Origin of the sequence: Parabacteroides sp. AF17-28, assembly GCF_003479205.1 — a bacterium.
GTDB classification, from domain to species: domain Bacteria; phylum Bacteroidota; class Bacteroidia; order Bacteroidales; family Tannerellaceae; genus Parabacteroides; species Parabacteroides acidifaciens.
In genome coordinates, this window is record NZ_QUGV01000022.1 from 38464 (window position 1) to 61567 (window position 23104).

The following is a 23104-nucleotide window of genomic DNA, read 5'->3' on the forward strand; positions in this document are numbered from 1 at the left end:
TAAACTAATATTCAATGTAAGTATGAGGACAAGAGCAGAATATCTGGAACTACTTCGCTGTTATAAACAACAGATGGCCGAACGATATGGTATTATCCGTTTGGGAATATTCGGTTCTGTTTCCCGTAATGAACAAAATATAGATAGCGATTTGGACGTTTGTGTAGAGATGAAGGAGCCGGATGGCTTTATTCTTCTAAATATTAAATACGAATTAGAAGAATTGCTGAACTGTAAGATCGACATAATTCGTCTTCGTGATAATATGAATATCTTACTAAAAAGAAATATAGAGAGGGACGGGATATATGTGTAAGGAAGAAGTTCTATTATTATTTAAACAAATCAGAGATTCGTTGTGTACGATTGTTACTCGTTCTATACCTGTAAATACAGCTGATGATTTTACTCATTCTCCTGATGGGATGATGAGATTGGATAGTATTTGTATGTTGTTGGTTACTATTGGTGAAGCAGTAAAGAATATTGATAAGTATACACATAAATCTCTTTTCTCAAAATATCCGGCAATAAGCTGGCGGAATGTGATGGGGCTGCGTGATATAATTGCACATCAGTATTTTAATGTGGATGCAGAAATAATTCTTCGTATCGTAAAAGTAAATGTTCCTCAATTACAGAATGAAATTGATCGCATTATAATAGATTTAGAGAAAGATGCATTAGAAGAGAATGCAGATAAATAGAAATAATTATGGACGACAATAAAATCATACTCACCATCGGCCGGCAGTTTGGCAGTGGTGGCCGCGAGATAGGGCAGAAGTTGGCAAAGGCGCTGGGTATTGCCTATTATGACAAACAACTGATGGCGATTGCTGCCAAGGAGAGCGGGCTCAGTGAAGAGTTTTTTGAGAAGGCTGACGAACGGGCATCCAGTGGGCTGGCATACGCTTTTACGATGGGCTATTCCTATATGGGGCTGTTTCCTCCGTATGCCGATGTGTTGTCTAACGACCGTTTGTTCCTCTACCAGAGTGATGCGATCCGGAACTTGGCGGAGAAAGGTTCTTGCATAATTGTGGGCCGATGTGCCGATTATATCTTGCGCGACGATCCGGATTGTTTGAGTTTCTTTATCCATAACAACAAAGAAAACCGGATCCAGCGGATTATCGAAAACCAGCATGTTACGGTGGAACAGGCGGAAGAGTTGATGACAAAAACCGACAAATCGCGTGCTGCCTACTATAACTATTATACGAATAAAGAGTGGGGAGTTGCCTCGAGCTATAACTTCTCGATTGATGTTTCCGTGTTGGGAGTGGACGAAACAGTCGAGTTTATGAAAAGTTTTGTAGAACGGAAAATGAATAAACGCCCGCCGCATTTCGGATAATTTATTATCTTTGCAACCGACTTATCATAGGGGTGCCTTACTATCAGGCTGAGATTATACCCATAGAACCTGCCCGGGTAATGCCGTGAAGGGAAAAGGTAGAATTGCTAAATAAAGGGGAGCGTTACCTCTATGTGCTTCCCGATGTTTAAACTCTAATTATTATTTTGTATGGAACAGATTGTTTCAACAGGAATTATTGACTCTTACTTTGCGAAGTTGAAGAGTAATTTGTCTATTGATGTCGCTATTGTAGGCGGTGGTCCTTCCGGTATTGTTGCCGCTTATTACCTGGCTAAAGCCGGAAAGAAAGTTGCTTTGTTCGACCGTAAACTGGCTCCCGGTGGAGGTATGTGGGGCGGCGCCATGATGTTTAACGACATCGTCGTGCAGGAAGAAGCCATGCCGATCGTGAAAGAGTTGGGCGTTAGCTATAAGGATGCCGGTAACGGTACTTATATTATGGACTCCGTACACACCACTTCTGCCTTGATCTATAACGCAACGAAGGCCGGTGCAACTATTTTCAACTGCTATTCTGTAGAAGACGTTGTGTTCCATAACGACGCCGTAGCCGGCGTGGTTGTGAATTGGGCTCCGGTTATCCGTGAAGGTATGCATGTGGACCCGCTGACGATCATGGCAAAGGCTGTTCTGGAAGGAACAGGTCACGATTGCGAAATTGCCCGCGTAGTTGCCCGCAAGAACGATATTAAATTGAACACTCCGACCGGCGGTGTGATCGGCGAACGTTCGTTGAACGTCGAGTTAGGCGAATCTACGACTGTCGAGAATACAAAGGAAATCTATCCGGGATTGTTCGTTTCCGGTATGGCTGCCAATGGTGTAAGCGGTAGTTTCCGTATGGGACCGATCTTCGGCGGTATGCTGATGAGCGGAAAGAAAGCGGCTGAACTTATCTGTGCGAAAATCGGTTAACACTTTCAACTATCAAAATGCTCTTTCAGAGCATTTTGATATGTTCCCGTTGTGCGTTGAAGAACTGGATGCGTTGTATTTCTCCGCTCACCGATATGTTGGTCGAGAAGCGTTTGAGAGATTTGATCCATTCCCGCTGGCTCTGACAGAACTCCTTGTCTTTAGAAGAGATCGAGTTGATCGAGAAGATGCGAATCATCCCGAATTCGAAATTCTTCATGCTGACGTAGCTGTAAGTCGCTTCGAAATCAATATTCGAAATATAGATATTAACGTTCTTTCCGCTAATCGGATACTTGCCGATGGTTGCAATCTCTTCCAGTTCGTCAAGCAAATGAAAAAGTTCCTCTTTCAGTTTTGCAACTTCTTCTTCCGTGACTAAATGTATATCCTGAAAATATTTGATATCATTGACCAGGTGTTTGAAGATCAATTGATCCCATATGTAATTGGTCGTCTCGATTTCTTGGGAGATGTTGACAAATTTTTTTTGTGCATCGGCCAGTTCTTCCGTCAGTTGAAGTTCGGAGAAGTTTTTAACGCAGTTTACTTTCTCATGCTGATACATCCATTTGAACAGGCGGAAGCGTGAAAGATATTCATATCTCAGATAAAACGCTTGCGGTATCATATTGGATGCTGTGCAAAGATCGGATTCAGGATCACCGGCTATAGTTTCCAATACTTCCGTGTAATGCCTGATGATAGATGAGTAGGTCTTTAGTGGTTCTGAATAATGCAAAAAGTTCAGATTGAACATGGTATTATTTGTAAAACCAGCACTGACGACCTGGTCCAGTGAAACGCCTAATTTTTTTGATAAGGTGGCTGCTTCTGCTAATGTAAAAGGTACCTCGCCTCTTAATCTGCGGTAGACAGCTTCTTTCCCGATGTATAAAATGTCCATTAATTCATTTGCGAGATTTGAACCATCGGGAATTTTCATTTTTAACGCTTCTATCAGATTATTGTTGAGTACATCTGTTGTCATTTTATTTCTCCCTATTAAATATGTATATGTAGTATTTACTCTTATAACGCAAGAAAGAGCTCTTTTGTTCCGAAAAATGAAATAAAAATGAATCAAAAGTCAATTATGAGAGTCAAATTGGCCTTATTCTTTAGATGTATAATTGTGTAGTAATGAAAAACTTCTTATTTTTGCATCACTAAGTATGAGAGCGAAACGGAAAATATATCAGTATGTGATGCTGCTTGTTAGTATCGTGGTGCTACTGTCGGTCGTTGTGCCGCATCATCACCATAGTAACGGGTTGCCGTGCTATAAATCGTTGTCGACCGAAGCGGCTCATGGTGGGCATGGCAGTTCGCAATCGCATGACTGCGGCTGTAACGGGCATAACATCGCGCTCTATACATCTATCTTTTCACATACGACAGATGGAGATGCAAGTCAATATCTGTTCCCCTTGCTTGTACTTTTTGACTATATAAATCCTCCTGTTCCGGTATTCTATAAACTCTTATTTGAGAAAGACCGGTCCTTTTACATCGAGTCCCTGCATGATACGTGGATAATATCTGCGTCAGGGCTTCGTGCGCCTCCGTTCTATGTATAATTGATGATTGAGTGAAGTCGTGTCAAGAGTGTTAATTCCCGCTTTTGATGCAACCTTCTATCCTTATTATTTATTATCGAATATACATTAGACAAATCTATCAGAATGAAGAAGATATATTTAGTGTGGGTGATTTTCGCCTACCTGTTAGCGGGTTGCAGTGGGAATACTGCGACTCACGGAGAGCACGAACACGAAGCTCACGAGCATGAAGAAGGACATGATCACGATCATGAGGGGCATGACCATGAACACGAAGGGTATGATCATGCACATGAAGAAGCCGGTGGAGGACATGCCGGAGAAATATCCTTTAAAAAGGCGCTTGCGGAAGCAGTCGGGCTGAAGACGCATAAGGTGGAACCGGGCGCTTTCACGGATGTGATCAAAACAAGCGGCCGTGTGATGGCGGCCCAGGGAGAAGAGTCGGCTGTTGTCGCTACAGTCCCCGGTGTGGTGACATTCGGCAACCTGTCGTTTGTCGATGGAGCGGCTGTACGCAAGGGGCAGGCAATCTTGAGTCTTGCATCCAGCGGGCTGTCTGACGGAAATGTGGCAGCCAAAGCCAAATATGCGTATGAGAACGCAAAGAAGGAATATGAACGCATGGACGCCTTGATAGGGGATAAGATCGTTTCAGCCAAAGATTTCGAGCAGGCCCGCCTGAATTATGAGAATGCGAAAGTCGCCTGGGAAGCTGTTGCAGGAAAACAGACGGCTAACGGTGTTTCCGTTGTTTCGCCGATAAATGGCTATCTGAAGAACCTGCAAGTGAAGGAGGGTGATTATGTGACTGTCGGCCAGCCGTTGGCGACTATCTCACAGAACAACCGCCTGGTGCTGCGTGCGGAGGTTTCGGAGAAATATTATAACTATTTGCCTTCCGTGCAGTCCGCTAATTTCCGTACGCCGTATGACAATGCGACTTATAAACTGTCCGACCTGCGCGGACGTCTGCTTTCGTATGGGAAGGCTTCCGATGCAAACTCGTTTTATGTGCCGGTAACGTTCGAGTTCGACAACAAAGGCGCTATCATTCCCGGTTCGTTCGTGGAAATCTATCTGCTTACCGCACCGCTACAAAATGTGATAAGCGTTCCCGTCTCTGCACTTATCGAGGAGCAGGGCGTCTATTCCGTCTATGTTCGCGAGCATGAGGAAGCCTACAAGAAAGTGCCTGTGACGTTAGGAGCCGATAACGGTTCCGAAGTGCAGATCCTGAGCGGCCTGAAAGCCGGTGATGAAGTCGTGACCGAAGGCGCATACCAGATCAAGTTGGCTTCTGCCTCTAATGCTATTCCTGCACATACACACAACCATTAATAATGTGCCAATGTGCCAATATGCCAATATGCAAATGGATAGAATGTCTTTATCCTGTAGCCATTGGCATATTGACACATTAGCAAATTGAATAATTATTTCTATGCTGAACAAGATAATATATTACTCGCTGCATAACAGGCTGGTTGTACTGGTCTGTTCCCTGCTGCTGATGATTGCCGGAACATATACGGCGTTCCATACGGATGTGGATGTGTTCCCGGATTTGAATGCGCCGACTGTTGTTATCATGACGGAGGCGAATGGCATGGCGCCCGAAGAGGTGGAACGCCTGGTTACTTTCCCGGTGGAAACGGCTGTGAACGGTGCGATGGATGTGCGCCGTGTGCGTTCGTCTTCTACAACCGGTTTTTCGGTTGTCTGGGTTGAGTTCGATTGGGGGACGGATATTTACCGGGCCCGCCAAATCGTATCCGAGAAGCTGGCCGTTGTCGGTGAAAGCCTGCCGGAGAATGTTGGGAAACCGACATTAGGCCCGCAATCCTCCATTCTGGGGGAAATGATGATTATCGGATTGACGGTTGACGATTCGACGGCCGTCACTACCCAAATGGACCTGCGTACGATTGCCGACTGGACGATCCGTCCGCGACTGCTTTCGACAGGCGGCGTGGCACAGGTGGCTGTTATCGGTGGAGACATTAAGGAATACCAGATTCTGCTCGATCCGGCTCGCATGAAGCATTACGGCGTCAGCTTGAATGAAGTCCTGACCGTGACCCGTAATATGAACCGGAATGCCAACGGCGGCGTGCTCTATGAATACGATAACGAATACATCATCCGGGGCGTTCTCTCCACTGCCAAAGCGGAAGAGATCGGAAAGGGTGTCGTAAAGACTGTCGGCGATTTCCCTGTCCTCTTGGAGAATGTGGCAACAGTGAAGATCGGCGGCAAGAGCCCGAAACTCGGAACGGCTTCTGAACGGGCCAAACCGGCTGTGCTGATAACGGTCACCAAGCAGCCGAATACGAGTACGATCGACCTGACAGATAAGCTGGATGCGATTGTGGCGGATTTACAGAAAAACTTGCCGTCAGACGTGCATGTCTCGACCGATATCTTCCGCCAGAGCCGCTTCATCGACAGCTCTATCAATAACGTAAAGAATAGTCTGTTCGAGGGGAGCTTCTTTGTGGTGATCGTCCTCTTCCTCTTCCTGATGAATATCCGTACGACGGTGATTTCGCTGGTCGCCCTTCCTCTTTCCCTGTTGGTTTCCATTCTGGCGCTGCATTATATGGGATTGACCATAAACACCATGAGTCTGGGCGGTATGGCGATTGCGATCGGTTCGTTGGTGGATGATGCGATTGTCGACGTGGAGAATGTCTATAAGCGAATACGTGAGAACCGCTTGCTGCCTCCCGCAGAGCAGCGTTCCATTCTGGATGTCGTGTTCGACGCCTCCCGCGAGGTCCGTATGCCGATTCTTAATTCGACGTTGATTATTGTGGTCAGTTTCGTGCCTCTTTTCTTCCTGCACGGGATGGAAGGACGTATGTTGATTCCGTTGGGGATTGCTTTTATCGTGGCGTTGTTCGCTTCTACAGTTGTGGCGTTGACATTGACTCCGGTGTTGTGTAGTTACCTGCTGAACCGGAAAGCAACGGATAAGAGCATAGAGAAAGAAGCTTGGGTGGCCCGCAAGCTGAAAGGTGTATATGGCAAGGCACTGAACGGAGCATTAGCGCATAAAAAGATTGTGCTGGGCTGTACGATAGCCCTGTTCGTTGTTGCCCTGGGGACTTTCTTTACGTTGGGACGTAGCTTCCTGCCGCCGTTCAACGAAGGGTCGTTCACGATTAACGTCAGTTCCCTTCCGGGTATCTCCCTGGACGAATCGAACGAGATGGGACGCCGCGCGGAAGAATTGCTGATGCAGGTTCCCGAGATACAGACGGTTGCCCGCAAGACCGGACGCGCCGAGCTGGACGAACATGCCTTAGGCGTGAACGTATCCGAGATCGAGGCTCCTTTCATCCTGAAAGACCGTAGCCGCGACGCCGTCATGAACGATGTCCGCAAGAAGCTGTCGACTATCAGTGGCGCCAATATCGAAATCGGACAGCCGATTTCCCACCGTATCGATGCCATGCTTTCCGGTACGGAAGCGAATATCGCAATCAAGCTGTTCGGTACGGACCTGAACCTGATGTTTACGGTCGGCAACCAGATCAAGGAAGCCATTCAGGGCATCCCCGGCCTGGTGGACCTGAAAGTGGAGCAGCAGATCGAACGCCCGCAGCTTACCATCACGCCGAAACGCGAACTGATGGCGCAATACGGCATCTCTTTGCCGGAGTTTGAAGAATATGTGAATGTCATGCTGGGCGGTGAAGCCGTCAGCCAGGTCTATGACGACGGCAAGACGTTCGACCTGACGGTCAAGACCTCCGACGGGAGCCGTGCGACGATGGAGGATATCCGTAACCTGATGATCGATGCCGGCGGGAAGAAAGTGCCATTGAGCTATGTCGCCGAGATCCGTTCCGTGACAGGTCCGAACACGATTAACCGCGAGAATGTCCAGCGCAAGATCGTGATCAGCGGAAACGTCTCCGAGCGCGACCTCCGCAGCGTCGTGAATGAGATCCAGCAAAAGGTGGACGCCTCCATTCAGTTGCCCGAAGGCTATCATATCGAATATGGCGGACAGTTCGAGAGCGAGCAGGCTGCCAGCCGTACGCTGTTGTTTACGTCGCTGATGTCTCTGCTTGTCATCTTCCTGCTGCTTTATAACGAGTTTAAGGATGCGAAGGAGAGCGGAGTCGTCTTGCTGAACCTGCCGTTGGCGTTGATTGGCGGCGTATTTATCCTGAAGCTGACTTCCGGTGAGGTGAGTATTCCCGCGATCATTGGTTTCATCTCCCTGTTCGGGATTGCCACCCGTAACGGTATGTTGCTGATCAGCCATTACACGCATCTCCGGACAGTCGAGAATATGCCGTTAAAGCAAGCTGTCGTGCAAGGTTCCCTGGACCGTCTGAACCCGATCCTGATGACGGCGCTTAGTTCGGCCCTTGCCCTGATCCCGCTTGCCTTGAACGGCGACTTGCCCGGTAACGAGATACAGAGCCCGATGGCAACTGTCATCCTGGGAGGTTTGCTGACATCCACCTTCCTGAACGGCTTCATCATCCCGATTGTTTATTTATTAATGAATAAAGAAGATAAATAATGAAACGATTCATATTCACAATAGCATTCCTTTCTTCTATAATGGCCGCCGGCGCGCAGACCTCCATCGAGGAGGTCCTTCGCAGCGTCGAGGCCAATAACAAGGAGTTGCAGGCAAACCACCAATTGGTGACGGCACAGAAGCTGGAAGCCCGGTTGGGAAATAACCTGCCCGACCCGTCCGTCTCCTATACACACCAGTATGGGAATAAGGAGGGAATGGGCATACAGGGCGAGCTGGTCGCTTCGCAGTCTTTCGATTTCCCTTCCGTCTATGTGCAGAAGAATAAACTGTCGCGGGCGAAAGGAGAGGGCTTCGACCGCCAAGGTGCGGAAATCCGCCAGCAAATCCTGTTGCAAGCCAAGGAAGTCTGCCTCGATCTGATCTTGCTGAACCAGCAGAAGAACTTGTTGGACACCCGCCGGCAGAATGCCGAACAACTGTCCGCCCTCTATGCGACACGGTTGCAAAACGGTGATGCTAACGTGCTCGAAGTAAACAAAATCGACCTCGAACTGCTCAACGCGAAGAATGAAGCCCGCATGAACGAAGCCGCCCGTGTAGCCAAGCTGCACGAGTTAGCAATGCTGAACGGCGGTATCGCGATCAACTTCACCGACACGGCTTATCTACCGGTGGAAGCCCCGCAGTCGTTCGTCGACCTGAAACAGGAAGCGGTTCCCGCCGACCGCCAGTTGCTTTCCCTGCAAAGCGAAAAGGCCGCCGCCCTGCGCCAGCTCAGCGTCAGTAAATCGCTGAACCTGCCAGGCTTCGAATTGGGCTACCGTCTGAATACGGCTGCCGGAGGCGAACGCTTCAACGGCTTCCTGGTCGGTATCAGCATCCCTCTCTTCTCGAACCGCAACAATGTGAAGCAGGCAAAGGCGCAAAGCCTTTACACCGACTTGCAGTTGGAAAGCACGACGACGACGGTCGAGAACGAATTGCTTCGCCTCTATAACCAGTCGCTCGCCCTGAAAACCTCTATCGACGAATATAGCGATGTGCTGAAAAGCCAGAACAACCTGGCGTTGCTGAACAAGGCAATCCAGGCAGGGCAGATCTCCATGATCGAGTATTTTGTCGATGTCACCACGCTCTACCAGAGCTTGCAGAATTATATGCAGCTGCAGAACGAGTATCAGAAGGTGATGGCGCAGCTGTATAAATATAAACTTTAAGGCAGGAAAGGTTCCGTCTTGTGGCAAAAAGATTTTTTTGTGCCAAGACGGAAGCCTTCTGATTATAAAAACTGTCGTTTTGTATAAGAAGGGTTCCATCTGATATCAAAAAGATATTTGGAGGCTCGGATGGAAGCCTTCTTACACGAAAATTTTTTATTTATAGTAAGATGGAGCCCGTCTGCAAGCAAATGGCGGTTTTTGTTTCCGGATGGAATTCTTCCGATAAGAAAAATCCATTTTTTTCCCTTCCTTCGTGCAAGGTTTCATGCAAACCTGCATTTACATTTAAAAGCACTATAAGAATTGATGACAGAAACGGAGTTGACCGATAGATGCAAGACCGGAGACAATCTTGCCCGCAAGGAGCTGTACGAGCGCTTTGCGGAGAGGATGCTATGCCTGTGCTATCGCTATGCCGGCGATGAGGAGACGGCTCACGACCTTCTGCACGACGGTTTCCTGAAGGTCTTCTCGTCCATTTCATCTTTTACTTATAGGGGTGAAGGGAGCCTGCGCGCCTGGCTGAGCCGGGTGTTTGCCAATGTTTCACTGGAATACCTTCGCCATAAAGACCTGCTCCGCGACGGCTTGCCGTTGGATGAACTGCCGGAATTGCCGGACGAAGAGGAGCCGGACGCGAACGGCCTGTCGATGGATATCCTGATGGCGTTTGTGGCGGAGTTACCTCCCGGTTATCGTACCGTATTCAACTTGTATGTGTTTGAACGCTGGAGCCATAGGGAGATTGCGCACAGCTTGCATATCAACGAAGCGTCATCGGCCTCTCAGCTGAATCGTGCACGCCGCCTGCTGGCCGGCCGTATCAAAGAACAATTAAAGAAAACCGAATAGACAGACATGAACGACAAGAATGACATACTGCAAATGCTTCGCGACCGGGAAGATGAGTTTCATCTTCCTCTCCGCAGGGACGGCTGGGAAAAGCTGGAGGCAGAACTTCCTGCGCTCTTGCCTGACCAGGAGTCGTCGGCGGTAGCGATGAAGCCCGTTCGCCGCAGGCTGCTGTATCGTTGGATGGCTGTGGCAGCTGTCGCCCTGTTGTGTCTGATGATATCGGTTGTCGTTTTCCGCCGTGAGGAACCGCAGACGGCTGTAGCGGAACGTCCTGTTGTTACGCCTCCGGCAAAAGAGGAAAACACGGTACCCGCTTTGCTGCAGGAAGAAATTCCGGAGAAACCTGCCCAGGCCCGCTTCTTCCCTTATATACAGATTATGGACAGCCTGATGCCGGAGTTGTCTCCGGTCGATTTGCCGGAAAAAGTCTTGGTTGCCGAATCCGCAGAAGACAGTGCCGGACAGGCGAAACCGCCTCGTCCCGTCCATAAAGATTCCGGTCCGCAGCCGGACAGGCGTAACAGTATTCCGTATCGCCATATGGAGGAAAAGAAGAAGGTGTTCGACTTTAACCGCGTTGCTTTCGGCATCCAGACCGGTAGTAATAATGTGACGAATATGGAAGGGGGATTTGAGCACAACGATCAATGGGTTTCAGATCCGGGACCTCGTCCGAATCCCGATGATAAACCTGAAAAGCCGGGTGAAAAACCGTCAGAGGAACTTCCGACAAAAGCAGCTGCCGGAGGAGGTAGCGGCGGTTCGGGTAACTATACGACGGACTATTATTACCGGCATCACCTGCCGATTACGGTCGGTCTTTCCGCCCGCACGTATATCACGCCCCGGCTTGCGTTGGAAACGGGCTTGTCTTATACCTATCTGTATTCGGAAATCCTGGAAGAGAGGACGACTTATGACGGCTCCCAGAAGTTGCATTATATCGGTGTGCCGCTAAAGCTCAGCTGGACTTTCTATAAATGGAAGAATCTTTCTTTCTATGCTTCCGGCGGAGGAATGATCGAATATTGCATATCGGCAAAGAAGACGGGCATGCATCTGCATATCAACCGCTGGCAACCTTCCTGGAATGCCGCTGCCGGTATGCAGGCGGAACTTCGTCGTCCGCTCTCGCTGTTCATCGAACCGGGCGTAAGCTACTATTACAACCTGAACCCGCAGTCCCGCAATAGCCTCATCCGCTTTGAAAGCATCCGGACGGCACATCCGTTTACCTTTACTTTCCAGTTCGGGATCCGGTTTACTTATTAGGGGCCCTTAATTTAAGGAGATGTATTAAAGGTTATTACCAAAGAGCAACTTTACCCAAAGAACCAAGCTCTAAACTTGCCGTTTTTACTCCCATTGCTTTGAAAGCCCTAACAATTGTAGAAAAAGAAATACTTTTTCCGCTTTCTATCTTTGATATTTGCGCTCTCTTAACCCCCATAAGTTCGCCAAGTTGTTCCTGAGTAAGGTTTTTAGCCTCTCTGGCCTGTTTGATCGCTTCACCTATGAGAAAGTTGTTTACGTCAGTTTCATATTTGTCACGGGCAGGAGTACCTTTAACTCCTAAAACTCTATCAAGAGCTTCTTCCTCTGTATAAAATTTCATTTGTTCCATATTATTGTTTTTTAGAGTTAAAATACTGTTCTCTGATTTCCTCTGCTTTCGCAATTTCCTTATTTGGAGTTTTTTGTGTTTTCTTGATAAATCCATGCGTGGTGAGTACCAACGCCTCTTTATCCGTATCCCAAAAGGCAAATAACCTATACGCAGTACCATTATATAAAGTCCTGAACTCCCATATATCGGTAGTCTCCAGCTTTTTGAAAAGTTCTTTGTCAATCACATATTTACTTTTATTTATGTTATACATGATTTTAGCCTTTGCCTTTTCATCAAGACTATTCAGAAACTTGATGGTTTCTTCCGAATATATGATTTTGAACCTAACCTTTGCTTCCATTATTTTGTATTTACGTTGGCAAAGATATAAACAACGTTCCTATATGGGAAACAAATTCAGTCATATTTTTGTTGTGCTTCGGTCTACAATTGTTGCGACCGCAGCATCCCCTGTGACGTTGACTGCTGTGCGGAGCATATCCAACGGGCGGTCTATGCCGAGTATCAGTGCCAGTCCTTCTGCCGGGATACCGACTGAGGTCAATACCATTGTGAGAATTACATAGCTTCCTCCCGGAATGGCGGGCGTTCCGATAGAGGAGAGGATGGTCATGGCAACGATGATGATGAGTTGCGTGAGGCTGAGGTCGATTCCTAACACCTGTGCGATAAACAGGATAGCGATGGATTGGTAGCAGGAAGTCCCGTCCATATTGATAGTCGTTCCGACAGGCAGGACAAACGAACTGACCTCCTGCGAGACATGCAGATCCCTTTCTACCGTCTCCATAGTGACCGGAAGAGTCGCCGCGCTACTACTGGTCGTGAAGGCGAATAGCTGGACCGGATACAGGGTGCGTATGAAATCCTTAAAATGTATGTTCGTGAAGAAATGTATCAGCACCGGATAGAAGCCCAACACCAGGACGAACATCGCCGCGACGACAGTCAATGCATATACACCTAAGGCACTGAATATGCTGGCATCCCCGTTGAAATCCGTCACCAGTCCCGCCATTAACGCCGCGACTCCCCAAGGGGCAAACTTGATGATATAATCCACCATGCGGAGTATCGTATCGTTCAACCCGTCGAATAGGGCGATGACTGGCGCAATCTTGTCCGCCGGAACAGCTAATGCCGCTATTCCGAAGAAGATGGCAAAGAAGATCACCTGTAACATCTTCGAGTTGTCCGCCGTCGCACTGACAATATTATTCGGCACGATATCATTCAGGAAATGAAGCGGACCTTTGTCATGCGTCTCCACCGCCGCCTGTTTTTTCTCTTCGACTATCGACTGATAGTTTTCCTGCAGGTGGGCAACCTGTTCCCGGTTGACCAGCTTGCCGGGTTTTACGACCAGTCCCATAAAGAGCCCGATCAGTACGGCAACAAGCGTTGTCCCTAAGTAAATAAGAACCGTTTTTCCTCCGATACGGGAGAACTTACTGATGTCTTTCAGTCCCGTAACGCCTTTGATAAGCGAAATGAATACAAGCGGAATCGCAATCAATTGTAGCAGGCGGATAAAGATTTGTCCCCAGGGCCGGATCCAGTCTTGTATGAACTTTTCGCCGTTGATTTGTATGGCGGCAATCCCGATAATCACCCCGATAATCATCCCTGCAAGTATCTGCATATAAAGAGGAAAGGAGAATTTTTTCTTTTTCTTGGACGTATTATATTGTTTCATAATACAAAGAAAACAGTCTTTGGTTAAAAATGCAAACGCACTTTCTGTAATGTATGTTACAAATCTTTTATATCTTTGCCTTCGATGCATATATTTAGAGTCTAAACAATAAACGTTTCTACTTCTATGGGAAAGGACATACAGAATAGCTTTGATAGAATATACGTCATGTATTATTCGCGTATGCTCCGTTTTGCAAAAGAATATGTCGTGTTTGAAGAAGATGCCGAGAACGTGGTTCAGGATGTTTTCCTTCTTCTATGGGAGAAGCGGGAAGTGCTGGATATCCGCATCAGCCTGGTTTCCTACCTTTTTTCACTTGTAAAGAACCGGAGCCTCGATTATCTTCGGCATAAGGTGGTGGCGGAAGAATATAAACAGGAACTATCTTTTAAGCTGATGTCTCTCGAACAGCTGAACTATACCTTTTCATCAGAGGAAGAAATCGAGAAAGTAATTGCAAATGCAATTGATAAACTGCCGGAACGTTGTCGTGAAATATTTTTAAAAAGCCGTATTGAAGGAATGAAATACCGGGAAATTGCCGAAGAACTGAATATCTCGGCAAATACGGTGGAGAACCATATCGCCATAGCTTTAAAGAAACTTCGTGTCGAACTGAAAGACTACCTGCCCCTGTTGCTATTTCTTGTTAGTGTTAAATAATATTTATTTACGATTGTCTTTTAGTGGTAACTGAAAAGATAATCGCTCCCCTTTTATAATCGCAGAAGAAATGCATGAGCTGATAACTAAATATTTTTACGGGGAAATAACTGCAAAAGAGAAAAAACAGTTGTTTGCCGCAATGGAGACGGATGCCGAACTGAAGAAAGAATTCTTTTCAGTACAGAATATTCGTGCTCTGACTTCGTGGATGCCGGCGGAAGAAGATGAACCGCGTGCCGTAGGAAAGCTCCTGGAGTTTAAACACTCCAGGAAAAAAGAATCGCATGCGATTCTTTACAGGCATATTGTAGGATATGCGGCAGCTGTTTGTATTGCAGTTGTCTCGACCTGGCTCGTCACTAACCGGCCGGAACCCGCCGTAGAACAGCCGGTGATTGCTTATGAAGAATTTTCCACTCCTTCCGGACAGCGTGCCTTATTGAAACTGCACGATGGGACGACCGTATGGCTGAATGCCCGTTCGACTTTGCGTTATCCGAACCACTTCGACAAGAAAGAACGGCGGGTGGAACTGGACGGGGAAGCCTTCTTTGAAGTGAAACGAAATGAAGAAGCCCCCTTTATCGTCTCGACAGAGAAAGCCAATATAAAAGTGTTAGGAACGAAGTTCAACGTCTTTGCCTATAAAGGCGATGAAGAGTTTAACGCCTCGCTGGTCGAAGGTTCGGTCAAAGTATATAGCGGCGATAACGATGCGGAAGCCCTGCAGATCGCCCCGCATGAATGTGTTTTCTGGACAGGGGAAAAGCTGGAAAAGAGCTATTATGACAACACCGATTTCCTTTTGTGGAAAGAAGGCATTTACGCTTTTGACGATGTCCCTTTCAGCGAGATCATCCGGAAACTCGAACTCTATTATGACATAACGATCATACAGAAAAACCGGAAGCTGGATCAGTACCGGTTCAGTGGTAAGTTCCGCCAGCGCGACGGGGTCGAGAGTGTGCTCCAAACCCTGCAGAAAGTCTATTATTTCTCTTTTGTGAAGGACGAGGAAACGAATTGCATCACAATACGCTAAACATGTCTAATCTTTAATTTAATGCTACTGCCTATGATTTAGAGAACAGAAAATATAAAAAGGACCGATAAGTGTTCCCGCACCTACCGGCCCTAAAGCTAACACAAAATTCCAACAAATTAAGTATTAACAAGTAAACGAAGCAAAGTTATGAAAAAAGAACCGAAATTTCTAAATGTCATGAGAATTTCAGCCTTCCTTCTTTTCCTTTGCGTATTCTCTTCATTTGCAGCCAAAACGAGTTCGCAAAATGCAAGGGTCAATATCAGCGGAAAGAATTTGACGATCGGTGAGTTTATCGATCAGGTAGAGAAACAAACGGATTATCTGTTTGTCTATAGTAAAAATGAAGTGAATACGAACGAAACAGTTTCCGTTAAATCAGGGAATAAAACTGTCGCTCAGTATTTAAGTGAAGCATTCGGTCGTTCGAATGTAAAGTATGCGTTTGAAAACGATTATATCGTTTTGACAAAGAACGCAAGTCCGGTCGTTGCCCAGAATGGTAAAACGATTACCGGTGTCGTAAATGATGAATTTGGTCCGGTAGCCGGTGCCAATGTCATTATTAAAGGCACGACTAACGGCACGATGACGGATATGGACGGAAACTTTACGATTTCCGATGTGCCGGAGGGTGCTGTCCTGCAAGTTTCTTTTATCGGTTATCTGACAAAGGAACTGCCGGTTGGAAATCAGACATCTTTTACTGTCATGCTGACGGAAGACTCACAGGCTTTGGAAGAGGTCGTAGTTGTGGGTTACGGTACGATGCGTAAATCGGATGTTACAGGTTCTATCGGAGTAGCCAAAGGCGAAGAACTGGCAAAGTCGCAAAACTTCAGCGCGCTGGAAAACCTTCGCGGTAAAGTGTCCGGTGTAAATATCTTTTCAAACTCCAGCCAGCCGGGTGCTTATGCCAATCGTGTGGTGATCCGTGGTATGGCAACCATCAACTCATCTTCCGATCCGTTGTATGTAGTGGACGGTGTCGTTATGGAAGACTTCCAGTTGGTTAACCCGAACGATATCGAAAGCATGGAAGTATTGAAAGATGCTTCTGCTGCTGCCATTTATGGTGCGCGCGGTGCCAACGGTGTAATCATGGTGACAACCAAACGTGGTAAAAAAGGCGGTGAAGGTACGCAGGTAAGCTATCAGGGATCTGTAAGCCTTAGCCAGATGGCGCGTTATATGGATCTCTTGAATTCACAGGAGTGGTGTGATGCCTTCATGATCGGTCTGGCCAATGAGAATGAATACATGGGCAAGGATTGGTCTTTGGACCGCTCTTACTGGTTCAGTGACCGGAATTATTTTGATGCTAATGGCAATCCGCTCTATGATACGGATTGGCAGAAAGAAGCGACACGTACTGCTATCTCCCATAACCACCAGATCAATATCCAGCAGGCTGGCAAGAACTCTTCTATGGGTGCTTTCCTGAACTATACGGATCAGCAGGGTATTGTGATGAATACTTACAACAAGCGTTTGAATGCCAAAGTAGCCTATGATGCCAATCCGACTACCTGGTTATCGACAGCCGTTAACTTGTTGGTGAACCATACTTGGGGCCGCTATACGCCGGAAGACGGAGGCGGACAGGATGCACGCCGTACCATGATTGAAATGGTGCCTTGGTATCCGGTGCGGGATATGGACGGCAAATATACGACCAGTACGACTTCAATGACACAGAGCAATATGTTCGGATTGGAAGGTATGTCGAATCCGGTCATGATTCTGGAAAAGCAGAAAAGAATGAGATATAATACCCAGATATTCGGAAACATGGCCCTGACGTTCCATTTGTTGGATGGCCTGGATCTGAAAACCCAGTTGGGTATCGACTCTCACCAGCGTACTTATAAGGAATATTCAGCCCGCGACCTGAACAACATCTCCATGCAGCAACAGGGACGTGCCGAAATCAATCACACCAATACCTTGTACTGGCAGGAAGAAACTTACCTGACATATAATAAAGTGTTTGGTGAGCACCGTTTGAACGCTATGGCCGGTCTTTCCTGGCAGGAACGTACAAGAAGCTATGACCGCTCATATACGGAAGGTTTCTCGGATGATTTCTATGAAGAAAACAATATGCAGGTAGGAACAAATCCTTCGGCTCCCGAATCCGATTGGAACAGATGGGCCATGAACTCTTATTTCCTGCGCTTTGCCTATACGTATAAAGACCGTTATTCGGCTACAGTGACGGCCCGTGTCGACGGTTCTTCCAAATTCGGTGAAAACAATAAATATGCATTCTTCCCTTCTGCCGGTTTGGCATGGAATATCTCACAGGAAGACTTCCTGAAAGACAGCGAACTGATCAGTAACCTGAAATTGCATACCAGCTATGGTCTGACCGGTAACTCGGAAATCGATCCTTACAAATCGTTGGCGAATGTGGATGCAGGAACCGATTTGCTGGATGGCAAACGAGGACCGTGGTCGTATATCAATACAATGGGTAATCCGGATTTGAAATGGGAAAAAACCGGACAGTTCGATGTCGGTTTCAATTTAGGCCTGTTCCAGAACCGTCTGAACTTCGATATTTCGTACTACAATAAGAAAACGACAGACTTGCTGCTGGATTGTCCATTGCCCCATGCAACCGGTTTCAGTTCCGTATTCAAGAACATAGGCTCGGTGAGAAACCAGGGATTGGATATCATGATTAATGGTACGCCTGTACAGACGCACGACTTTACATGGTCTTCTACGCTGAATCTGAACTACAATAAGAATGAAATCCTGGCATTAGGCGATAACGACGAAGACATCTACATGTACGATTGGGTAAACGGAGGTAGCATCCTGCGTGTCGGCGAAAGTATGGGTAGTTTCTACGGATACAAACGTTACGGCGTATATACCAAGGAAGACTTTGAAGCAGGAAACTGCGAGAAGAATCAGATCGGACGTGCCAAACGTTCTGAAGAAAAAGAGATCATCGGTAAAGGGTTGCCTGATTGGACCGGTAGCTTTGTGAATACATTCAGCTATAAGAATTTTGATTTGACTGTCGATATGCAGTTTGTCTGGGGTGTCGAAACCTTGCAACGTTTCTATCACTCTACCTACGACCGTTTTGGTATTACCAACGGTTTGAGCAACATCTTGTATGATGCTTATGACGGAACAAACCCGGATGCGATGCAGCAGATGATTTACCTGAGCAGCGGCAAGCATAACGGTATTGACCATGCAGGACAGGATACAAAAACAGATTCCCAGTGGGTAGCCGATGGTTCTTACTTGCGTTGTAACCTGATTCAGCTCGGATATAACTTTGAGCCGAATATGATTAAATCTCTCGGTTTATCAGGTTTGCGCTTGTATGCAAATGTGAACAATGCATTCTTGCTTTGTTCGAAAGAGTTTAACGGATATGATCCTGAAAGCTCTTCCCAGATGGACAAATTCGGTCAGAATATGACCTTCTTCTCATATCCGAGAGCCCGGACATTTACGTTCGGTGTGAATGTGACTTTTTAATCAACAATTAATCAGATGAAGAAAATGAGAAAGATATTAACAATCGCTATATTATGCGTCGGCCTGGCAGGTATGACGTCCTGTAATTTCCTGGATGAAAATCCTAAATCTTCCTTGACTTCCGTTGACTATTACAAGACTGCAGAGCAGGCAGAGGCGAATGTCAATTACTTGTATCGCAATGGAGCCGTTATGCGTATTGCGCAGGCTCCTTCTGCTTATATCGGTCCCAACGCTTCGATCTCCGGTATGCTGACCGGATATTTTACGAACAGTTATGAAGGACAGGAAGTTGTTTGTAAATATGCACGCGAACTGACCCGCCAGCAGAATACCAGTACTGTATCCAGTATGATAGACGGCGTTTGGGATGAGTGTTATAAATCTATCAATATTGCGAACGGCGCGATCAAGCACATTCCGGACATCGCAATGAGTGAATCGACATCCGCGAGATTGATTGCAGAAGCAAAATTCTTCCGCGCATTCAATTATTTCTACCTGGTGAAAATGTTAGGAGCAGTCCCGATGCCGACCGAACCGTATGAGTCGATCGAAAACCTGTATCTCGAACGTACTCCGGTTGAAACTGTTTATACATTGATCGAGGCGGATTTGAAAGAAGCCGTAGAGGTACTTCCTGCTGCCAAGTTTGCAGATAACGCACACCGTATTACGAAATATGCGGCTGCCATGATGCTGGCCGATGTCTATTTGCAGCAAGGCAAGTATGCGGATGCCGCCACTTATGCCAGAATGGTTGTGGAATCTCCCCACAAACTGACGGCTAACGAGGATCTTGCCATGAATAGCGCCTTTAATAAACTTCGTACGACAGACGATTTGGATGAGGTGATCTATGCTGTCGAATATGATGCTTCTATTCATACCGGCGACTGGTGGCCTACTTATTCCTGCGATGCTTCTGCCGTGGCTACATTCGGAACCTATTCGATCATGGAACGTGTGTATGGTCCTACCAACCGCTTCCTGAATGTATATGACAAGGAAGACTTGCGTATCCAGCCGAATCAGTTCTTCCATTGGAAATACACGAACCCGAATACCGGAGCCGTATGGGAATCGAAATCGGCAGCCGGCTGTTGGTATTGGTTTGATGAAGAGGCTTTGTTGACAACAGGACGCGGAACGAAAGACCAGAACTTCTTCCGTTATGCGGAAGCGTTGTTGGTTGCCGCCGAATCCATAGCACAAAGCACTGGTGTTACGGCTGAAGCTGCCAACTGCCTGGCGCAGGTGAAAGCCCGTGCCGACATGAATGGCAAGACCGTCGCACAATATGCAAGCGAGTTGCAGGCCCTGTCGAAAGATTTATTTATAAAAGAATGTTGGTTGGAACGTTTGCGCGAGTTCCCGTTGGAATTTAAGATTTGGGATGACTGTCTGCGTACCGGCAAATTCCCGGTAATCTCCGAGACGGAAGCGGGCAAAGTTGATTTCCAAGAGCTGATTGGTGCTACAAATGCATCGGGAGCCACATTTAAGAAAACAGACCTGTTATGGCCGATTTCTATCAATGAAATCCAACGCAACCCGAGTCTGACCCAGAATGACGGCTATTCTCTTAAATAAATGACGGCGGTTTATCCGGAGGGATAAACCGGAAATCAAAATATAGACGGATTTATTGGAAGGGGAGACAGTTCTATTTGTCTCCCCTTTTTTTTCAGCGCTTTTTTATTATTGGAATAATCATTATATTTGTATGAATTAGAGTCGTTTGAATAATAAACGCTATAAGATATTCATGGTTAAATTTTTAATATAAATAGTAACGATATTATGAAGAAAAAAAGTATATGGGCCTTTGCCCTTATTGCTATGCTAACCAGCTTAGGAAGGCCTGCCGTTGCGGCAGATGCGGCTTTCGACCCGGTGGAGTATGTGAATCCTTTGATGGGGACACAGTCGACTTTTGAATTGTCGACCGGTAATACCTATCCTGCCATTGCGCGTCCCTGGGGGATGAACTTCTGGACACCGCAGACCGGAAAGATGGGCGACGGATGGGCATACGTTTATACCGCCAACAAAATACGCGGTTTCAAGCAGACCCACCAGCCGAGCCCCTGGATCAACGACTACGGACAGTTTGCCATCATGCCGGTTGTCGGCGCTCCGGAGTTCAACGAGGATAAACGCGCCAGCTGGTTCTCGCATAAAAGCGAAATCGCCAAACCGTATTATTACGAAGTCTATCTGGCCGAGCATGACGTGAAGACCGAACTGACACCGACCGACCGTGCCGCCATGTTCCGCTTCACTTTCCCTGAAAACGAACATTCTTACATCGTAGTGGACGCACTCGATAAGGGATCTTACATAAAGGTGATCCCGGAAGAAAACAAGATCATCGGCTATACGACCAAGAATAGCGGCGGCGTTCCCGATAACTTCAAGAACTATTTCATCATCGAATTCGACAAACCGTTCACCTACGAAGCGACCTTTGCGGATGCAGCCCTGAAAGCAGGCGCACGCGAGCAGACTTCCGACCATGTCGGAGCGGTAATCGGTTTCAAGACGGCTAAAGGAGAAATCGTGCATGCAAAAGTCGCTTCCTCTTTTATTAGCTTCGACCAGGCAGCCGTCAACATGAAGGAACTGGGCAACGATAACTTCGATACACTGGTTCAGAAAGGCAAGGATGCCTGGAATAAGGAACTGGGCAAGATCGAAGTGGAAGGAGGGACGACGGACCAGTTCCGCACGTTCTATTCCTGTATGTACCGCTCGCTGCTGTTCCCGCGCAAGTTCTATGAAATCGACGCTGCCGGAAAAGTGGTGCACTACAGCCCGTACAACGGCGAGGTGCTGCCGGGTTATATGTTTACCGATACCGGTTTCTGGGATACATTCCGTTGCCTGTTCCCGTTCCTGAACCTGATGTATCCGACGATGGCGAAGGAGATGCAGGAAGGTTTGATTAATACCTATAAAGAAAGCGGGTTCTTCCCCGAATGGGCAAGTCCGGGACATCGCGGTTGCATGGTCGGCAACAACTCCGCCTCCATATTGGTCGATGCCTATATGAAAGGCATAAAGGTGGACGACCTGGAAACGCTCTATAAAGGCCTGATCCACGGAACGGAAAACGTACATCCGACCGTTTCCTCTACCGGCCGTCTCGGACATGAATACTACAACAAGCTGGGCTATGTGCCTTACGATGTAAAAATCAACGAGAATGCAGCCCGCACACTGGAATATGCCTATAACGACTGGTGCATCTATCAGATAGCCAAAGACCTGGGCCGTCCTAAAAAGGAACTGGACCTCTATGCAAAGCGGGCTATGAACTATAAGAACCTGTTTGACAAGGAAACCAAGCTGATGCGCGGTAAGAACCAGGACGGTACCTTTATGGCCCCCTTCTCTCCGCTGAAATGGGGCGATGCATTCACGGAAGGCAACAGCTGGCACTACACCTGGTCTGTCTTCCATGACCCGCAGGGACTGATCGACCTGATGGGCGGGAAAAAGGAGTTTGTGGCCATGCTGGATTCCGTATTTGCCGTGCCGCCTGTATTCGATGACAGCTATTACGGACAGGTGATCCATGAAATCCGCGAAATGCAGATTATGAACATGGGCAACTATGCACACGGCAACCAGCCGATCCAGCACATGATCTATCTGTATAACTATGCAGGCGAACCCTGGAAAGCCCAATACTGGTTGCGTCAGGTGATGAACCGTATGTACTCGCCGACTCCTGACGGTTATTGCGGTGACGAGGATAACGGGCAGACTTCCGCCTGGTACGTCTTCTCCGCCCTCGGATTCTATCCGGTTGCTCCGGGGACGACACAGTACGTGCTCGGCGCTCCGCTGTTCAAGAAAGCCACACTGCATTTCGAGAACGGAAAGAACCTGGTGATCAATGCTCCCGCCAACAGCGACAAGAACATCTACATTGAATCGATGACATTCAATGGAAAAAACTATACGAAGAACTACTTGGAACACTTCGAACTGTTGAAAGGCGGTGTGCTGGACATCCAGATGGGCGACAAGCCGAATATGCAGAGAGGCGTGAACCCGGAAGATTTCCCGTATTCATTCTCGGTGAACGATAAACAAAAGAGATAAA

Annotated in this window: 19 protein-coding genes and 1 riboswitch; of the genes, 15 read left to right on the plus strand and 4 right to left on the minus strand. The window is 47.3% G+C overall.

Features of this window, described 5'->3' with window-relative positions; translation table 11 throughout:
* Positions 1–22: 22 nt before the first annotated feature.
* The 4 genes from DWW90_RS15125 to DWW90_RS15140 all read left to right on the plus strand — a co-directional run bounded on the left by DWW90_RS15125 (position 23) and on the right by DWW90_RS15140 (position 2299).
* A complete protein-coding gene (locus DWW90_RS15125; protein ID WP_122332383.1) occupies positions 23–316 on the plus strand; it encodes a nucleotidyltransferase family protein in 294 nt (97 codons plus the stop codon).
* Positions 309–707 carry a DUF86 domain-containing protein gene (locus tag DWW90_RS15130; RefSeq protein WP_122332384.1) on the plus strand — a complete coding sequence of 133 codons (399 nt, stop codon included), beginning with the start codon at positions 309–311 and terminating at the stop codon, positions 705–707. The genes DWW90_RS15125 and DWW90_RS15130 overlap by 8 nt, the downstream gene beginning before the upstream one ends.
* Positions 708–715: 8 nt before the next feature.
* Positions 716–1360, plus strand: a complete 645-nt coding sequence (locus DWW90_RS15135; protein ID WP_122332385.1) for an AAA family ATPase — start codon at positions 716–718, stop codon at positions 1358–1360.
* 18 nt (positions 1361–1378) lie between these two features.
* A riboswitch (TPP riboswitch) is annotated at positions 1379–1472 on the plus strand.
* 59 nt (positions 1473–1531) lie between these two features.
* Complete coding sequence (locus DWW90_RS15140; RefSeq protein WP_122332386.1) at positions 1532–2299, plus strand: sulfide-dependent adenosine diphosphate thiazole synthase; 768 nt, start codon at positions 1532–1534, stop codon at positions 2297–2299.
* Positions 2300–2324: 25 nt separating this feature from the next.
* Here DWW90_RS15140 and DWW90_RS15145 read toward each other — a convergent pair whose 3' ends face one another.
* On the minus strand, positions 2325–3290 hold the full coding sequence (locus DWW90_RS15145; RefSeq protein WP_199662203.1) for a hypothetical protein: 966 nt from the start codon (positions 3288–3290) through the stop codon (positions 2325–2327).
* 184 nt (positions 3291–3474) lie between these two features.
* On the opposite strand from DWW90_RS15145, the gene DWW90_RS15150 reads away from it, so the two are divergent.
* The 6 genes from DWW90_RS15150 (at position 3475) to DWW90_RS15175 (ending at position 11715) form a co-directional block, all read left to right on the plus strand.
* The gene (locus tag DWW90_RS15150; protein WP_115498716.1) at positions 3475–3879 is read left to right on the plus strand and encodes a DUF6769 family protein; all 405 of its coding nucleotides are present in this window, start codon (positions 3475–3477) and stop codon (positions 3877–3879) included.
* 105 nt (positions 3880–3984) lie between these two features.
* Positions 3985–5202 (plus strand): efflux RND transporter periplasmic adaptor subunit, encoded by a 1218-nt coding sequence (locus DWW90_RS15155; RefSeq protein WP_122345563.1) that lies wholly within the window; start codon positions 3985–3987, stop codon positions 5200–5202.
* 103 nt (positions 5203–5305) lie between these two features.
* Positions 5306–8404 carry an efflux RND transporter permease subunit gene (locus DWW90_RS15160; protein ID WP_122345564.1) on the plus strand — a complete coding sequence of 1033 codons (3099 nt, stop codon included), beginning with the start codon at positions 5306–5308 and terminating at the stop codon, positions 8402–8404.
* Positions 8404–9585 carry a TolC family protein gene (locus tag DWW90_RS15165; RefSeq protein WP_115498713.1) on the plus strand — a complete coding sequence of 394 codons (1182 nt, stop codon included), beginning with the start codon at positions 8404–8406 and terminating at the stop codon, positions 9583–9585. Before DWW90_RS15160 ends, DWW90_RS15165 begins: the two co-directional genes overlap by 1 nt.
* 309 nt (positions 9586–9894) lie before the next feature.
* The gene (locus DWW90_RS15170) at positions 9895–10440 is read left to right on the plus strand and encodes an RNA polymerase sigma factor (protein WP_122345565.1); all 546 of its coding nucleotides are present in this window, start codon (positions 9895–9897) and stop codon (positions 10438–10440) included.
* Positions 10441–10446: 6 nt separating this feature from the next.
* Positions 10447–11715: a porin family protein gene (locus DWW90_RS15175; RefSeq protein WP_122345566.1), complete on the plus strand. Its 1269-nt coding sequence runs from the start codon at positions 10447–10449 to the stop codon at positions 11713–11715.
* Positions 11716–11749: 34 nt separating this feature from the next.
* Here DWW90_RS15175 and DWW90_RS15180 read toward each other — a convergent pair whose 3' ends face one another.
* Genes DWW90_RS15180 through DWW90_RS15190 form a run of 3 tightly spaced genes read right to left on the minus strand, consistent with a single transcriptional unit; the run spans position 11750 to position 13715 of the window.
* Positions 11750–12067 (minus strand): helix-turn-helix domain-containing protein, encoded by a 318-nt coding sequence (locus DWW90_RS15180; protein WP_122332394.1) that lies wholly within the window; start codon positions 12065–12067, stop codon positions 11750–11752.
* A gap of 1 nt (position 12068) precedes the next feature.
* Positions 12069–12413 (minus strand): type II toxin-antitoxin system RelE/ParE family toxin, encoded by a 345-nt coding sequence (locus DWW90_RS15185; RefSeq protein ID WP_122345567.1) that lies wholly within the window; start codon positions 12411–12413, stop codon positions 12069–12071.
* A 60-nt stretch (positions 12414–12473) separates the two neighbouring features.
* Complete coding sequence (locus tag DWW90_RS15190) at positions 12474–13715, minus strand: dicarboxylate/amino acid:cation symporter (RefSeq protein ID WP_233547773.1); 1242 nt, start codon at positions 13713–13715, stop codon at positions 12474–12476.
* Between the two features lie 180 nt (positions 13716–13895).
* Here DWW90_RS15190 and DWW90_RS15195 point away from each other — a divergent pair, with 180 nt between their 5' ends.
* From DWW90_RS15195 to DWW90_RS15215, 5 genes are all read left to right on the plus strand, one after another.
* Positions 13896–14435 carry an RNA polymerase sigma-70 factor gene (locus DWW90_RS15195; RefSeq protein WP_115498708.1) on the plus strand — a complete coding sequence of 180 codons (540 nt, stop codon included), beginning with the start codon at positions 13896–13898 and terminating at the stop codon, positions 14433–14435.
* 70 nt (positions 14436–14505) lie between these two features.
* On the plus strand, positions 14506–15480 hold the full coding sequence (locus DWW90_RS15200; protein WP_115498707.1) for a FecR family protein: 975 nt from the start codon (positions 14506–14508) through the stop codon (positions 15478–15480).
* 150 nt (positions 15481–15630) lie between these two features.
* Complete coding sequence (locus DWW90_RS15205) at positions 15631–18990, plus strand: TonB-dependent receptor (RefSeq protein WP_115498706.1); 3360 nt, start codon at positions 15631–15633, stop codon at positions 18988–18990.
* A gap of 24 nt (positions 18991–19014) precedes the next feature.
* Positions 19015–20583 carry a RagB/SusD family nutrient uptake outer membrane protein gene (locus DWW90_RS15210; protein ID WP_122332397.1) on the plus strand — a complete coding sequence of 523 codons (1569 nt, stop codon included), beginning with the start codon at positions 19015–19017 and terminating at the stop codon, positions 20581–20583.
* 210 nt (positions 20584–20793) lie between these two features.
* Positions 20794–23103: a GH92 family glycosyl hydrolase gene (locus DWW90_RS15215; RefSeq protein ID WP_122345568.1), complete on the plus strand. Its 2310-nt coding sequence runs from the start codon at positions 20794–20796 to the stop codon at positions 23101–23103.
* Position 23104: the final 1 nt, after the last annotated feature.

Bases quoted from the DNA above. Each gene is read 5' to 3' on its own strand.
- DWW90_RS15145 (WP_199662203.1), bottom strand. From the start codon at position 3,290: ATGACAACAGATGTACTCAACAATAATCTGATAGAAGCGTTAAAAATG.
- DWW90_RS15135 (WP_122332385.1), top strand. From the start codon at position 716: ATGGACGACAATAAAATCATACTCACCATCGGCCGGCAGTTTGGCAGT.
- DWW90_RS15210 (WP_122332397.1), top strand. From the start codon at position 19,015: ATGAGAAAGATATTAACAATCGCTATATTATGCGTCGGCCTGGCAGGT.
- DWW90_RS15125 (WP_122332383.1), top strand. From the start codon at position 23: ATGAGGACAAGAGCAGAATATCTGGAACTACTTCGCTGTTATAAACAA.
- DWW90_RS15170 (WP_122345565.1), top strand. From the start codon at position 9,895: ATGACAGAAACGGAGTTGACCGATAGATGCAAGACCGGAGACAATCTT.
- DWW90_RS15200 (WP_115498707.1), top strand. From the start codon at position 14,506: ATGCATGAGCTGATAACTAAATATTTTTACGGGGAAATAACTGCAAAA.
- DWW90_RS15140 (WP_122332386.1), top strand. From the start codon at position 1,532: ATGGAACAGATTGTTTCAACAGGAATTATTGACTCTTACTTTGCGAAG.
- DWW90_RS15185 (WP_122345567.1), bottom strand. From the start codon at position 12,413: ATGGAAGCAAAGGTTAGGTTCAAAATCATATATTCGGAAGAAACCATC.
- DWW90_RS15215 (WP_122345568.1), top strand. From the start codon at position 20,794: ATGAAGAAAAAAAGTATATGGGCCTTTGCCCTTATTGCTATGCTAACC.
- DWW90_RS15205 (WP_115498706.1), top strand. From the start codon at position 15,631: ATGAAAAAAGAACCGAAATTTCTAAATGTCATGAGAATTTCAGCCTTC.
- DWW90_RS15175 (WP_122345566.1), top strand. From the start codon at position 10,447: ATGAACGACAAGAATGACATACTGCAAATGCTTCGCGACCGGGAAGAT.
- DWW90_RS15180 (WP_122332394.1), bottom strand. From the start codon at position 12,067: ATGGAACAAATGAAATTTTATACAGAGGAAGAAGCTCTTGATAGAGTT.
- DWW90_RS15195 (WP_115498708.1), top strand. From the start codon at position 13,896: ATGGGAAAGGACATACAGAATAGCTTTGATAGAATATACGTCATGTAT.
- DWW90_RS15190 (WP_233547773.1), bottom strand. From the start codon at position 13,715: ATGCAGATACTTGCAGGGATGATTATCGGGGTGATTATCGGGATTGCC.
- DWW90_RS15150 (WP_115498716.1), top strand. From the start codon at position 3,475: ATGAGAGCGAAACGGAAAATATATCAGTATGTGATGCTGCTTGTTAGT.
- DWW90_RS15130 (WP_122332384.1), top strand. From the start codon at position 309: ATGTGTAAGGAAGAAGTTCTATTATTATTTAAACAAATCAGAGATTCG.
- DWW90_RS15160 (WP_122345564.1), top strand. From the start codon at position 5,306: ATGCTGAACAAGATAATATATTACTCGCTGCATAACAGGCTGGTTGTA.
- DWW90_RS15155 (WP_122345563.1), top strand. From the start codon at position 3,985: ATGAAGAAGATATATTTAGTGTGGGTGATTTTCGCCTACCTGTTAGCG.
- DWW90_RS15165 (WP_115498713.1), top strand. From the start codon at position 8,404: ATGAAACGATTCATATTCACAATAGCATTCCTTTCTTCTATAATGGCC.